At 43.1% G+C, this 14,093-nt stretch carries 15 protein-coding genes; 9 read left to right on the top strand and 6 right to left on the bottom strand.

Annotation, left to right across the window (positions count from 1 at the left end):
* Positions 1-99 precede the first annotated feature (99 nt).
* The 6 genes from MMP72_RS15245 to MMP72_RS15220 all read right to left on the bottom strand — a co-directional run bounded on the left by MMP72_RS15245 (position 100) and on the right by MMP72_RS15220 (position 6,101).
* Positions 100-708, bottom strand: coding sequence for an SPOR domain-containing protein (locus MMP72_RS15245; protein ID WP_241406120.1), 609 nt, complete (start codon positions 706-708; stop codon positions 100-102).
* Positions 709-967: 259 nt separating this feature from the next.
* The gene (gene argS, locus MMP72_RS15240; protein WP_241406119.1) at positions 968-2,767 is read right to left on the bottom strand and encodes an arginine--tRNA ligase; all 1,800 of its coding nucleotides are present in this window, start codon (positions 2,765-2,767) and stop codon (positions 968-970) included.
* Between the two features lie 170 nt (positions 2,768-2,937).
* Entirely contained in the window at positions 2,938-3,858 is a 921-nt protein-coding gene (locus MMP72_RS15235) for a Dyp-type peroxidase (RefSeq protein ID WP_241406118.1), read from the bottom strand.
* 171 nt (positions 3,859-4,029) lie between these two features.
* On the bottom strand, positions 4,030-4,839 hold the full coding sequence (znuB, locus tag MMP72_RS15230) for a zinc ABC transporter permease subunit ZnuB (RefSeq protein ID WP_241406117.1): 810 nt from the start codon (positions 4,837-4,839) through the stop codon (positions 4,030-4,032).
* 3 nt (positions 4,840-4,842) lie between these two features.
* Positions 4,843-5,631, bottom strand: a complete 789-nt coding sequence (gene znuC, locus MMP72_RS15225; RefSeq protein ID WP_241406116.1) for a zinc ABC transporter ATP-binding protein ZnuC — start codon at positions 5,629-5,631, stop codon at positions 4,843-4,845.
* The gene (locus MMP72_RS15220; protein WP_241406115.1) at positions 5,604-6,101 is read right to left on the bottom strand and encodes a transcriptional repressor; all 498 of its coding nucleotides are present in this window, start codon (positions 6,099-6,101) and stop codon (positions 5,604-5,606) included. The genes znuC and MMP72_RS15220 overlap by 28 nt, the downstream gene beginning before the upstream one ends.
* Positions 6,102-6,358: 257 nt before the next feature.
* On the opposite strand from MMP72_RS15220, the gene MMP72_RS15215 reads away from it, so the two are divergent.
* From MMP72_RS15215 to atpD, 9 genes are all read left to right on the top strand, one after another.
* Positions 6,359-7,198, top strand: coding sequence for a zinc ABC transporter substrate-binding protein (locus MMP72_RS15215; protein WP_241406114.1), 840 nt, complete (start codon positions 6,359-6,361; stop codon positions 7,196-7,198).
* Positions 7,199-7,368: 170 nt separating this feature from the next.
* The gene (locus MMP72_RS15210; RefSeq protein ID WP_241406113.1) at positions 7,369-7,767 is read left to right on the top strand and encodes an ATP synthase subunit I; all 399 of its coding nucleotides are present in this window, start codon (positions 7,369-7,371) and stop codon (positions 7,765-7,767) included.
* Between the two features lie 99 nt (positions 7,768-7,866).
* Complete coding sequence (gene atpB / locus MMP72_RS15205) at positions 7,867-8,742, top strand: F0F1 ATP synthase subunit A (RefSeq protein ID WP_241406112.1); 876 nt, start codon at positions 7,867-7,869, stop codon at positions 8,740-8,742.
* 82 nt (positions 8,743-8,824) lie between these two features.
* Positions 8,825-9,070 (top strand): F0F1 ATP synthase subunit C, encoded by a 246-nt coding sequence (gene atpE / locus MMP72_RS15200; RefSeq protein WP_000424060.1) that lies wholly within the window; start codon positions 8,825-8,827, stop codon positions 9,068-9,070.
* Positions 9,071-9,109: 39 nt separating this feature from the next.
* Positions 9,110-9,580 (top strand): F0F1 ATP synthase subunit B, encoded by a 471-nt coding sequence (locus MMP72_RS15195; RefSeq protein ID WP_004668107.1) that lies wholly within the window; start codon positions 9,110-9,112, stop codon positions 9,578-9,580.
* Between the two features lie 11 nt (positions 9,581-9,591).
* Positions 9,592-10,128, top strand: a complete 537-nt coding sequence (locus MMP72_RS15190; RefSeq protein WP_241406111.1) for a F0F1 ATP synthase subunit delta — start codon at positions 9,592-9,594, stop codon at positions 10,126-10,128.
* A gap of 42 nt (positions 10,129-10,170) precedes the next feature.
* Positions 10,171-11,715, top strand: coding sequence for a F0F1 ATP synthase subunit alpha (gene atpA / locus MMP72_RS15185; protein ID WP_241406110.1), 1,545 nt, complete (start codon positions 10,171-10,173; stop codon positions 11,713-11,715).
* A 77-nt stretch (positions 11,716-11,792) separates the two neighbouring features.
* Positions 11,793-12,662: a F0F1 ATP synthase subunit gamma gene (gene atpG, locus MMP72_RS15180; protein ID WP_241406109.1), complete on the top strand. Its 870-nt coding sequence runs from the start codon at positions 11,793-11,795 to the stop codon at positions 12,660-12,662.
* Between the two features lie 30 nt (positions 12,663-12,692).
* Complete coding sequence (atpD, locus tag MMP72_RS15175; protein ID WP_004668113.1) at positions 12,693-14,087, top strand: F0F1 ATP synthase subunit beta; 1,395 nt, start codon at positions 12,693-12,695, stop codon at positions 14,085-14,087.
* Positions 14,088-14,093: the final 6 nt, after the last annotated feature.

Below are 14,093 nucleotides of genomic sequence, written 5' to 3'. Positions count from 1 at the left end.
TCACACCGAATCAGATGTATGAGAAAGAGAAAACCGAGCTAATGGTTTAACTCGGTTTTAAATGAAATACTGTCAATCTATTTCAGGACGTGACATTGATTAGCGTTTAATGACGATGGAATCAATGCCACTATGCTGTAAAGTTTGTTGTGCTGCTAAAGCGGCTTCTTGACTGTCATAAGGGCCAGAAAATACACGATACCAAGTTTGTCCATTTTCAACAGTTCTCACTACATCGGCGGATAATCCATTCAAAATAATTTCTGCGCGACGTGCGTCTGCACTATCAGGATCTGGATAGCTACGGACTTGTAGGATATACGTTGTCGGTGCAGGTGGTGTTTGTTCACTTGCACTAATATTGGCTGAATCTTCTGTCGTTGTAGTTTCAAGTCGAGGAGACTCAATAATTACGATATTGCCTTGTTGTTTGGTTTCAGGCACGGCTTGTTCGGGAATCGGAGTCACTTGTTGTTGTGGCAACAAATCATAGAAACGGTAATCTTTATTGGTGTTTTCTTCTTGATAGTGTTCAGAAGGCACCTGACTTTTTGTGGGAACAGGTTGCCATGGTTGCCATAGCATCAGCATGACGATGGCACATAAGATCGCTAGAATGGCGACAAACATGCCTAGCCATTTCGGGATAAGCGGTTTTTTGGGCTTATTTGGTCGTTCAGATACACCACGTTGCGTTTTTCCAAACACCTGAAATTCCTCTTGATTCTATTATGTTATTTCTAGCTTGAATCGTCTGAGAAACAAAGCATTATATTAAAAATAATGCTTTGTTTACTGTATTTTACTCACTCTTGTGTAAGAGCGTTGCTTTACTTACATCGCCACTTCGGGCATATGAGCCATATATGGCGCAAGATCTTGCAGCGATGTAAAGCGTTGCTTTGCTAATTACCGTTCACCTCAGGCATAGCCTTCGGTCTTGCGGCAATGCAAAGTGTTACTTTGCTTACATTGCCTCAGGAGCGGATACACCCAATAATGTTAAACCATTTCTTATCACTTGCTGTACGTTTATTGATAATAATAAACGGGCTTGTGATAATGGAATATTTGTTTCATCTACAAACTTCACACCATCTTGTGCGTACCAGCCATGGAATAGTGCAGCTAAATCTTTAAGATAGTTACCAATTTGATGTGGTTCACACACATTCGCTGCTCGCACCACAATTTCAGGGTAAGCTGCTAATTTCGCGAGAATTTCTGTTTCAGTATCTAAAGTCAATAGATCAGCAACTTGTCGTGCAGATATCACATCAAATGCAATGCCTTTTTCTTTAGCACGATTCACAATACTGTTTACACGTGCATATGCATATTGAATGTAATACACCGCATTGTCTTTGCTTTGTGAAACCGCAAGGTCTAAGTCAAAGTCGATGTGTTGTTCAGATTTACGCATCACATAGTAAAAACGCGCTGCATCATTACCGACTTCTTTACGCAAATCACGTAGAGTCACGAACTGACCTGAACGAGATGACATTTGTACCATCTCACCGCCACGCCACAAGCTGACGAACTGAACCAAAAGCACAGTCAATTTCTTCGAGTCATAGCCCATTGCATCAATGGCAGCTTTGACACGTGAAATATAACCGTGGTGATCTGAACCCCAAATATCAATCAGGTCAGTATAACCACGTTGTAATTTATTCAAGTGATAGGCAATGTCAGAGGCGAAGTAGGTGGTCTGACCGTTACGACGTTTCACTACACGGTCTTTTTCATCACCAAACTCAGTTGATTTAAACCAGATGTTGCCTTCTTTTTCATAGAGGAAGCCACGTTGATCTAAGGTTGCAAGTGCTTCATCAATCTTGTCAGCTAATGATGCTTCACTAAACCATTCATCAAAAGTCACACCAAAATCAGCAAGATCGTCTTTGATGTCATCTAAAATGGCATGTAACGCTGCTTGATGGAAAACGCGATAAGCAGCGCCTAAACGTTGTTGTGAGTTCGCAATTAGGCCATCAATGTGTTTTTCTTTATCGCCTGAAAGTACAACTTTGTTGCCTTCAGCATCAAGTTCTTCTGCATATTGAACATCTTCAGGCACGTCTTTATAGATATCAACAACTGGACGAACGTGTGCATCGCCATCTTGGTCAATAATGCTTTGTGCGATTTCTTTGACGTAGTCACCTTGGTAGGCATTTTTAGGGAATACCAGTGTTTGGCCAGTCAATTCTAAATAACGTAAATAAGTTGAAGTCGCCAAAATATCCATTTGACGACCTGCATCGTTGACATAGTATTCGCGGTCAACTTGCGCACCTGTGGCTTCTAATAAATTTGCAACCGTCATGCCATACGCTGCACCACGACCATGCCCCACATGTAGGCTAGAGGTTGGGTTGGCAGAAACAAATTCGACTTGGATTCTTTTGGCTGCATTGGCTTGGCTACGACCATATTGATCTTTTTGTGCCTGAATTTGATCAAGCACAGCAAAGCGTTGGTCTGCATTTAAAAAGAAGTTAATAAAACCAGGACCTGCAATTTCTGCTTTATTAATGTCAGCCACTTCAGGGAGTGCTGCTAAAATCTTTTCAGCAAGATCGCGTGGTTTCATGCCAGCCGCTTTAGAGCCGATCATGGCAATATTGGAAGCAAAGTCACCGTGACTTCGGTCTTTGGTACGGGTTAAATGGCTCGTGTTTGTCCAATCTGAAGGGAGTACACCTTGTTGTTGAAGGGATTGTACCGCATGATCAAGAGCTGCTTGTATTGCCGTATTCATAGTTACCGAAATAAATGTCGCGGAAAAACGTTAAATATAGCAAATTTTGAGGGCTTAAGGGGAGAGTCTATTCAGGGAATTCACATATTCCGATCAATCTTTTTTGAGTCCCACGTTGAGTGGAGATCATAAAGATGCTACACCATCGCGTGGCATAGCATCTTGCTGTTTTAATCTTCCAGTATTTGTTCTAGTAAGGTATGACTAGGCGCAAAATAATAAGCACCATCAACAGCCGTCGTGAAATGCAGTAAACGGTCATGAATACCATCACCTGCTGTGCCAAACATACGTTTTAACATTGCATCAATAATCGTTAAATTATTGGTATACGCGACAAAGAATAAGCCTTGTTCACCTTTGCCATCACCATAAGGGAGGCTGTGACGTAAGATTTCCATTTCTTCGCCCTCTTCATCTTCAACCACCGTACGGGCAACATGCGCATTTTTAGGCTTGGTCTCATCGTCTAGCTCGATTGATTCAAGCTTGGTGCGTCCCATGACATGCTCTTGTGCATCGACTTTGAGTTGTTGCCATTTCGCTAAATCGTGTACATAACGTTGTGCGAAAATAAAACTACCATCAGCAAAGATACCTGCGGATTCAGGCAACAAGGTTGCTTCGGCACGATCATCAGGGAATTGTGGGTTTTCAGTTCCATCAATAAAACCTGTTAAATCACGACCATCAAATTGACGGAAGCAAGCGCGCTCATCGAGTACTTCGACTTTGTTCTGAATCCCTGCAAAGAACGCTTGGCTCATGCTAAAGCAAAGATCGGCACGCGCACTGGCAAGATGAATAAATACATCGGCTGGCACGACTGGCATATTAAATGCCCCGAGTTGGGGATCTAATTGTTTAAACCCTTCAGGCATTTGTGCGTGTAACTTGGACCAAAGTTCAGGACCGAAGGCGATTGCAGTTTTGATCTGAGCATTTGGGTGTTGAGTGATCAAGCGATCACGAGTTAAAAGCAAAGCTGTAATTTGTTGTTTTAATTTGACAATCGTAAGATCTTTTAAACGCAGAACAATAAAACGTGCATGATCAGAAGGTAATGGAAGAATGACAGATTGAGCAGTCATTAATATCTCCTTAGTCATTTTAAGGCGGCAAAAAAAGGAATCATTGTGCCTGATGCGAACAGGGTTGAATAGTTTATTGCTGATGATTTTTACGATGCACGCTATTGCTAAAACCATTGCCCATCGTCTTTTCCTGCTGTAACGATAGATTAAATAGCATGTTTCAAATGCTTAGTTGGTTTTGATATGAGGGAATACTTTTTGTACTGCAAAAATCAGCGCAAAACAAAGTGCCATACATAAGACAATACTTAAACCTGTGGCAATGTTGAGTGCCGCACTTGACCATAAGCCGACAGTGATACCAAATTGAGCCAATATAAATGCCCAAATCACCATTTGTTTGGGCGAGTGCGCCAGTAAGCGAGCGCTCAGCGCGGGGATGACTAATAGTGCACCCATCAGTAATGAACCGACTGCACGCAATGCCAATACGGTAAACAATGCCAGTAATAGCATGAAAATCAAACGTTGCCAGTTTGCGTTGACGCCTTCACTCATGGCGACATCTGGGTCAATCGCAACTTGAATTTGGGCGGACCATGAGCGATACAGCGCTATCAGTGCACCTGCAATCACAACTGCAAATATTGGTAATTCAGCCCATCCAACACTGAGTAAATCACCAAACAGGTAGCTTAATAGTTCTGGACGTAAGCTTGGAAGCTGTTGGATGAGCAACAAACCTGAACAAAGTAATGTGGCTGAGCACAATGCCAGTAAAGCATCATTGGGTAAGCGTGAATCGTGCAGAATCCATAAAATTGCAACCAGCAATGCAGCTAAACAAGCCACACCGAACCAAAAAGGTAAATTAAGAATCCCAGCAATTGCCACACCCAATAAGGTGCCGTGTGCCATCGTATCGGCGAAGAATGACATTCTGCGCCACAACATGAGGCAACCCAACGGTGCGGTCAGAAATACCAGCAGTGTGCCCATAATCCAAGCAGGTAATAGCAGTTGTAACCATTCCATCATTGCTTAGACCTTCGGTTCAGGGTGGATATGAGGACGTGGATCATGTGTACATGGTTCGACATGGTCGCTATGCCCACAATCATCGTGATGATGCTGATAGAACATGCGTTGAGTCCCAAAAATAGCTTGGTACTCTGGATGTTGTTGAATGCTTTCAGGTAGGCCGCTACAGCAAATATGTTTATTGAGACATACCACACGATGAGTGCCTTGCATAACCCATTGTAAGTCATGTGAAACCATGAGTACGGCACAACCATAGCGCTCGGGCAGGCTGCGGACATATTCATACAGCTCTGCTTCAGATTGAATATCTAAGCCCTGCATCGGTTCATCCAGCACTAAAATATCAGGTTGGCGCAATAAAGCACGAGCAAGTAACACGCGTTGACGTTCACCGCCAGAGAGTTGTTGTACTTTTGAGTGTTGTAACTGCAGAATGCCAGTATCAGCCATGATTTCTTGGCGCAAATTTGCAGCACAAATCTCTAAGTCAAGTAAGTCTTGGACACGTAAGGGCAGACTGGCAGATGGATTGAATTTCTGTGGCACATAGGCCATCTTTAATTTCTTAGCAAAGCGAACTTTGCCTTTATTCGGTGACATGATGCCCAGTAACACTTTGATGAGTGTGGACTTGCCAGCGCCATTCGGACCAATCAGCGTCACAATTTCTTTTGCTTGTAATGCAAAATCCACATTTCTCAAAATAACACGTTCATCACGTTGAACTGAGATATTTTCAAGCTGGACGAGGGGAGAGCTTACTGCGATTTGCTGCACTGATGACATTTTCCAGAAATTTCAATGATGCTATGTTGAGCAGAAAACTGATCTGAGGTTGCGAGTTGATCAAGTTGTTGAAGCAGTCCTTGTGCGGATGCCTCTTTAACCGAACGGCATTCAGTACAGATTAAAAACGCAGCTTGATGTCCTTCACGTGGATGGCAACAAGGAATATAGGCATTAATAGAGGTTAAACGGTGGATCAGACCTTTTTCTAATAAAAAATCCAAAGTTCGATATACCGTCGGTGGTGCGGCAGGGCGGTCTGCTTGACCTTTAATTTTTGCCAATAAATCATAAGCACCCATCGGTGCAGATGCATTTAAAATCAGCTCAAGGACTTCTTTACGTAGAGGTGTCAGTCGAGCGCCAGTTGCAGCACATAAAAGTTCTGCCTCTGTGATTCGAGCTTTAATATCATGATGACCATGAACACCGTGTAAAGCATTGTCATGTTCATGTGAGCAAGAACTCATAAATGGACCTCATTGTTTGCCTTGAGTCGGTTGATCTATCACGGATAATCTTATGGTCAAAACACCTTGTGCTGTAGATGAGCACGCGAAGTATCTGTGAAATGTCAACGGACCGTATATCATATCATGCAATTCATTTGGAACTAACTATATAAGTCATTCAAGCAAGGAATGGTATTAAGAAGATAAAATAGACATAGGTATTTTTAAACTTTTGTTATATTATAACATGCTTTGCTAGGTTGAGTAGTGTTGTGATGTTGCGCCTTTTTCTATTTGTCTCGTTTTCAATGTTAAGCACATGGGGCTGGACACAAAGTTTGGTCGTCTCAACACATCCAATTTATTTGATTGCAAAAGAAGTGACCAATGGGGTAGAAACGCCAGTTCTTTTACTCAGCGATCAAACGGGGCATGATGTGCAACTCACGCCAGCCCATCGCAAAGCGATTCAAGATGCTTCTTTGGTTGTATGGTTGGGTAAGGCGCATGAAGCACCATTAGAGAGATTGCTACATCAAAATCGAAAAGCTGTCTCACTTTTGGATTCAGGTATTTTAACAGTATTGCCACAACGAAGTTTGCGTGGCGCGTCACTCGAAAATACGATCGACAGCCATGTTTGGTTAGAACCGAATAATGCGGTTCGCATCGCGTTTTTTATCGCGACATTACGTTCGCAGCAATATCCTGAAAATAAAGCCAAATATTTAGCCAATGCCAAAGACTTTGCACAACAAATGCGACAAGCTGCCCAACAGTATGAAGGTAGTAATAGAGCCAAACCCTATTGGTCATACCATGATGCTTATCAATACTTAGAAAGAGCATTGAATTTAAAATTTGCAGGCGCACTCACCAATGATCCGCATATTGCCCCAACAGCTGCACAAATTAAGTACTTAAAAGACAGCCGACCAAAGACAGAAATGTGTTTATTGGCTGAAATTTCAGCCAGCAGTAGCCAGTATAGAAGACTGAATCCCGTCATTTTTGAATCTGTGGACGAAAGTATGAATGGTGAGGACAATTTTATCGCTGCGTGGAAAAAATTGGCTGCAAAAACTGATAAGTGCGTATTAAGTGCCCAAAATTGATCAGAAAATTAAAAAAGCGTTGACTCTATCGTCAGAAAATGTGGTAACGAAAAAAGCAGACTTAGGTCGAGAAAAGATTGCATGTTCAGGGGTGTAACTCTATAATGCCAGCGATTCGAAACGATCCGTAATAAAACTTGTCAAGCAGTTGTGTTGTGAGTGGATAAAAAATGAGCCGGACTAGTCGCTTGATTGACCGACGATTAGCAAAAGCTTTGGTCTTCTTACAAGCATGTATGATTCCAATGGCAGCTTTGCTTGCATGGATGATGAAAGATATAACTGCTGCAATAAGTGCTGCGCTTGGGGCCTCGGTTTGTTGGTTAGCACACTGTTATTTTGCTTGGCAGTCGTTTAGAGCGGCGGGCGCAAGAGCATCAAAACAAGTCATGCTCAACATGTATCGAGGAATACTCGGCAAGTTTGCAATTGTGGTCGTGGGTTTTATTTTAATTTTGAACAATGTTGAACCACTATCACCGGTTGCATTGTTTGGTGGATTTATTCTTGTTCAAGCGATGGCGTGGGTTGCACCTTTTTGGGTGTCACGTCTGCAAAACCGAGGTTAAGCCACATTTTTGAGATTTTTGGAGGGTAAGGTGAGATATTTGCAGTTCGCAGTATTCATTTCCCTCCTTTTAATGATTGACATTGACCAGGTGTGATTTATGGCTGCTGAAGAACATGCCCTGACTTCGACCGAGTATATCAAGCATCACTTGACCAATATGACCTATGGCAAAATGCCAGATGGATCATGGAAGTTAGCTGAGACTGCTGAAGAAGCTCAATCGATGGGGTTCACTGCAATTCACTTGGATTCAATGGGTTGGTCTATTGGACTTGGCATCATTTTTTGCTTAATGTTCTGGATCGTTGCGAAAGCTGCAAATGCAGGTGTACCAACAAAATTCCAGTCTGCAATTGAAATGATTATCGAGTTTGTAGACTCAAGTGTCCGTGACACCTTCCATGGCAAATCACGTTTAATTGCACCATTGGCATTAACCATTTTCGTGTGGATTTTCCTCATGAACTTAATGGATTTAATTCCTGTTGACTGGATTCCTGTATTGGCTCAAGTTATTGGTGCAAACGTATTTGGTATGGACCCTCACCACGTTTACTTCAAGATTGTACCAACGACTGACCCGAACATTACCCTAGGTATGTCGTTGTCTGTATTTGCATTAATCTTGTTTTATAGTGTTCGTGAGAAAGGAATCGGCGGTTTCGTCGGTGAATTGGCACTTAACCCATTTAACCCAAGTAACAAATTTGCAAAAGCGTTATTGATTCCAGTGAACTTAATTTTGGAATTAGTAACTTTCCTTGCTCGTCCAGTTTCGTTGGCTCTACGACTGTTCGGTAACATGTATGCGGGTGAGTTGATCTTCATCTTGATCGCATTACTGCCGTTCTGGATCCAGTGGGCATTATCTGTGCCTTGGGCTATTTTCCACATTCTTGTAATCACGCTGCAAGCATTTATCTTTATGATGCTGACCATCGTTTACTTGAGCATGGCAAGCGAAAAGCATTAATGGTATTGCCTGACTATCAGTTGATGGTTGGGCTTAAATTTTAGTTTAATTTGGTAATAACCTAACCTCTGAGGAATTTTTCATGGAACTCACTTTAGGTCTAGTTGCAATTGCATCTGCTATCTTGATCGCTTTCGGTGCTTTAGGTACTGCGATTGGTTTCGGTCTTTTAGGTGGCCGCTTCTTAGAAGCTGTAGCTCGTCAACCAGAATTGGCTCCACAACTTCAAACTCGTATGTTCTTAATCGCGGGTCTTCTTGATGCTGTGCCTATGATCGGTGTTGGTATTGGCTTGTTCTTCATCTTCGCTAATCCATTTGTAGGTTAATAGCTTAATTCCTAAATCCACATATTGAGGAATAGCGAAATGAATATCAACCTCACATTGATTGGCCAAGCGATTGCATTTGCGGTATTTGTCGCATTCTGTATGAAGTTTGTTTGGCCACCATTAATCAATGCAATTAGTGAGCGTCAGCGTAAAATTGCTGATGGCTTAAATGCTGCTGAAAAAGCGAAAGCGGATCTTGCTGATGCACAATCACAAGTGAAGCAAGAGATCGACGCAGCAAAAGCACAAGCGGCTCAATTGATTGAACAAGCGAACCGTCGTGCAGCGCAATTGATCGAAGAAGCGCGTACCCAAGCTGCGGCTGAAGGTGAACGTATTCGTCAACAGGCGAAAGAAACTGTTGATCAAGACATCAATGCTGCTCGCGAAGAATTACGTCAACAAGTTGCTGCCTTGGCAGTTGATGGTGCAGAGAAAATTCTGAACCAACAAGTTGACGCAGAAGCTCATAATGCCATGCTGACTCAGCTGGCTGCTAAACTTTAAGCGAGGGAAATATGGCTGAATTCTTGACGTTGGCACGCCCATACGCTAAGGCAGCATTTGCTTATGCATCTGAGCAGAATGCAACTGACTCTTGGTCAAATGCGTTACAACTGCTCAGTGCTGCGGTGCAAGATGAGGCATTTTCCGCTTATTTAAATCGTCCTGAGTTGACTCCTGCGGAGCAGGTAGGTCTTTTTGCGAAGATTTTAGGTGAAGATCAAACTCAAGCTGTGTCGAACTTTTTGACACTGCTTGCAGATAATGATCGTTTAATATTATTACCTGAAATCGCGGCAGAATATGAACTACTTAAATCGCAGAACAACAACACATTGGAAGTAGAGATTGAATCTGCTTTCCCAATGGATGCGAAACAAGAGCATATTTTAGCTCATGCGTTAGAAAAACGTTTTAACAGAACAGTACATGTTACTGTGAACGTTGATCCAACGCTCATCGCAGGTGTTGTGATTCGTGCAGGCGACCAAGTGATAGATGACTCTGCGCTTAACAAGCTTGAAAAAATGCGGACTCGTCTTCTTGCCTAACAGCAAAAAGACTGAACTTAAAAAAGATTGAGGAATAGCGCAATGCAACAACTGAATCCATCCGAGATCAGTGCGCTCATTAAACAGCGTATCGGCGATCTGGACACCAGCGCGACCGCGAAGAATGAAGGTACCATCGTCATGGTATCTGACGGTATCGTGCGTATTCACGGTCTTGCAGATGCAATGTACGGTGAAATGATCGAATTCGACGGCGGCTTATTTGGTATGGCACTGAACCTAGAACAGGATTCAGTGGGTGCCGTTGTTTTAGGTAACTACCTAAGCCTGCAAGAAGGTCAAAAAGCTCGTTGTACAGGTCGTGTATTAGAAGTTCCGGTTGGTCCTGAACTTCTTGGCCGTGTCGTAGATGCTTTGGGTAATCCAATTGATGGCAAAGGCCCGATTGATGCAAAACTCACTGATGCTGTTGAAAAAGTAGCACCAGGTGTAATTTGGCGTCAGTCTGTCGATGAACCTGTTCAAACTGGTTATAAATCAGTTGATACCATGATTCCTGTGGGTCGTGGTCAGCGTGAGTTGATTATTGGTGACCGTCAAACTGGTAAAACAGCAATGGCGATCGATGCGATCATCGCTCAGAAAAGCTCTGGCATTAAATGTGTATACGTTGCGATTGGTCAAAAACAATCAACAATTGCAAACGTAGTACGTAAGCTAGAAGAAACTGGCGCTATGGCGTATACAACTGTTGTCGCAGCTGCGGCCGCTGATCCTGCAGCAATGCAGTATTTGGCTCCGTATTCTGGCTGTACAATGGGTGAATACTTCCGTGATCGTGGTGAAGATGCGTTAATTATTTATGATGATTTGTCTAAGCAAGCAGTTGCTTATCGTCAAATTTCATTGTTATTACGTCGTCCACCAGGTCGTGAAGCATATCCAGGTGACGTATTCTATCTTCACTCTCGTCTTCTTGAACGTGCTTCGCGCGTTTCTGCTGACTATGTTGAGAAATTCACGAACGGTGAAGTTAAAGGCCAAACTGGTTCTTTAACTGCATTACCGATCATTGAAACTCAAGCGGGTGACGTATCTGCATTCGTACCAACGAACGTAATTTCGATTACTGACGGTCAGATCTTCTTAGAAACATCATTATTCAACGCAGGTATTCGTCCTGCTGTGAACGCAGGTATCTCGGTATCGCGTGTTGGTGGTTCTGCTCAAACCAAGATCATCAAAAAATTGTCTGGCGGTATCCGTACTGCGTTAGCGCAATACCGTGAATTGGCTGCGTTTGCTCAGTTTGCTTCTGACCTTGATGAAGCAACGCGTAAGCAACTTGAGCATGGTCAACGTGTAACTGAGTTAATGAAGCAGAAACAATATGCGCCTTACTCAATTGCTGACCAAGCTGTTTCTGTTTATGCATCTAACGAAGGCTATATGTCTGACGTAGAAGTGAAGAAAATCGTAGACTTTGATGCTGCGTTAATCTCTTACTTCCGCTCTGAACAGGCTGCGTTAATGCAACAGATCGATGAAACTGGTGATTATAACAAAGACATCGAAGCGGCAATCAAAGCAGGTATTGAGAGCTTCAAAGCGACTCAAACTTACTAAGTTAAGCTTTAGTTAAGTTTGGTTCACGGATCAACCTTCGGAAGCTCGCAAGAGCTTTCGACTACTAGGTTAAGCGTATGGCAAATTTAAAAGAAATTCGCGCCAAAGTAGCTAGTATCAAGAGCACGCAAAAGATTACTCGCGCGATGCAAATGGTAGCTGCTTCTAAAATGCGTCGTGCGCAAGAGCGCATGGCACAGGGCCGTCCGTATGCCGATAATATGCGCCGTGTAATTGCTCACTTGGTACAAGCAAACCCTGAATATAAACACCGTTATATGGTTGAACGTCCTGTAAAGCGCGTTGGCTATATCGTGGTGTCTTCAGATCGTGGCTTGGCAGGTGGCTTGAACATTAACTTGTTCAAGAAAGTTGTGCAGCATGTCAAAGCACAACAACAGCAGTCAATTGAAGTTGAATTTGCTTTGATTGGTCAAAAAGCGGTTTCGTTTTTTAAGAATTACGGCGGTAAAGTGCTTGGTGCGACCACCCAGCTTGGTGATACACCGAGTTTGGAACAGTTAACTGGCTCAGTGCAGGTTATGCTTGATGCATTTGATAAAGGCGAATTAGATCGTATCTATCTCGTTTCAAATGGCTTCGTCAATGCCATGACTCAACAGCCTAAAGTAGATCAACTTGTTCCTTTAGCATCAGCAGAAGAAAGCGATGACCTCAACCGTACTTATGGTTGGGATTATATCTACGAACCAGAAGCAGAAATATTGTTAAATGGTTTGTTGGTTCGCTATATCGAGTCTATGGTTTATCAAGGTGTGATTGAAAACGTCGCATGTGAGCAATCTGCACGTATGGTCGCAATGAAAGCAGCGACAGACAACGCAGGTCAGTTGATTAAAGACCTACAACTCATTTACAACAAGCTGCGTCAAGCCGCGATTACTCAGGAAATTTCCGAGATCGTTGGCGGTGCCGCTGCCGTTTAACATTATTAAGTTTGAATTGAGGAGACAGCAATGAGTAGCGGTCGTATCATTCAGATCATCGGCGCGGTTATCGACGTCGAGTTTGAGCGCAATAGCGTTCCTAAGATCTATGACGCTCTCCAAGTTGACGGTACTGAAACTACGTTAGAAGTTCAGCAACAGCTTGGCGATGGTGTAGTTCGTACCATCGCAATGGGTTCTACAGAAGGTCTTAAACGTGGTCTTACTGTAACCAGTACAAATGCACCGATTTCAGTTCCAGTGGGTCCAGCAACGCTTGGCCGTATCATGGACGTTTTGGGTCGCCCGATTGATGAAGCAGGTCCTGTTGCAACAGAAGAGCGTTTGCCGATTCATCGTCAAGCTCCTTCTTATGCAGACCAAGCTGCATCTACTGACCTTTTGGAAACTGGTATTAAAGTCATTGACTTACTTTGCCCGTTTGCGAAAGGTGGTAAAGTTGGTCTATTCGGTGGTGCCGGTGTTGGTAAAACCGTGAACATGATGGAGTTGATCAACAACATCGCGAAAGCACACTCAGGTTTATCTGTGTTTGCTGGTGTTGGTGAGCGTACTCGTGAAGGTAACGACTTCTATCACGAAATGAAAGATTCTAACGTTCTTGACAAAGTAGCAATGGTCTACGGTCAGATGAACGAGCCACCGGGCAACCGTTTACGTGTAGCGTTGACTGGTTTGACCATGGCTGAATACTTCCGTGATCAAAAAGATGAAAATGGTAAAGGTCGTGACGTATTATTATTCGTCGACAACATTTACCGTTATACACTTGCGGGTACTGAAGTATCAGCATTGTTAGGTCGTATGCCATCTGCAGTAGGTTACCAACCGACACTTGCAGAAGAAATGGGTGTCCTTCAAGAGCGTATTACGTCTACTAAAACTGGTTCGATCACATCGATCCAAGCAGTATACGTACCTGCCGATGACTTGACAGATCCATCACCTGCAACAACCTTTGCTCACTTAGATGCAACAGTTGTATTGAGCCGTGACATCGCATCTTCTGGTATTTATCCAGCGATCGATCCACTTGACTCAACTTCACGTCAGTTAGACCCATTGGTTGTTGGTCAAGAGCATTATGAAATTGCACGTTCTGTACAGAACATTTTGCAACGTTATAAAGAGCTTAAAGACATCATCGCGATCTTGGGTATGGATGAATTGGCTGAAGAAGATAAATTGGTTGTTTACCGTGCGCGTAAAATCCAACGTTTCTTCTCTCAACCATTCCACGTTGCTGAAGTGTTCACTGGCGCACCTGGTAAATTAGTATCGCTTAAAGAAACCATTCGTGGCTTTAAAGGTCTATTAGCTGGTGAATACGATCACATCCCAGAACAAGCGTTCTATATGGTGGGTGGTATTGACGAAGTGATTGCTAAGGCCGAGAAACTTTAATTAGCA

Source organism: Acinetobacter sp. NIPH 2699 (assembly GCF_022549355.1).
Lineage (GTDB): Bacteria > Pseudomonadota > Gammaproteobacteria > Pseudomonadales > Moraxellaceae > Acinetobacter.
This window is presented reverse-complemented; position numbering and strand designations above follow the sequence as displayed.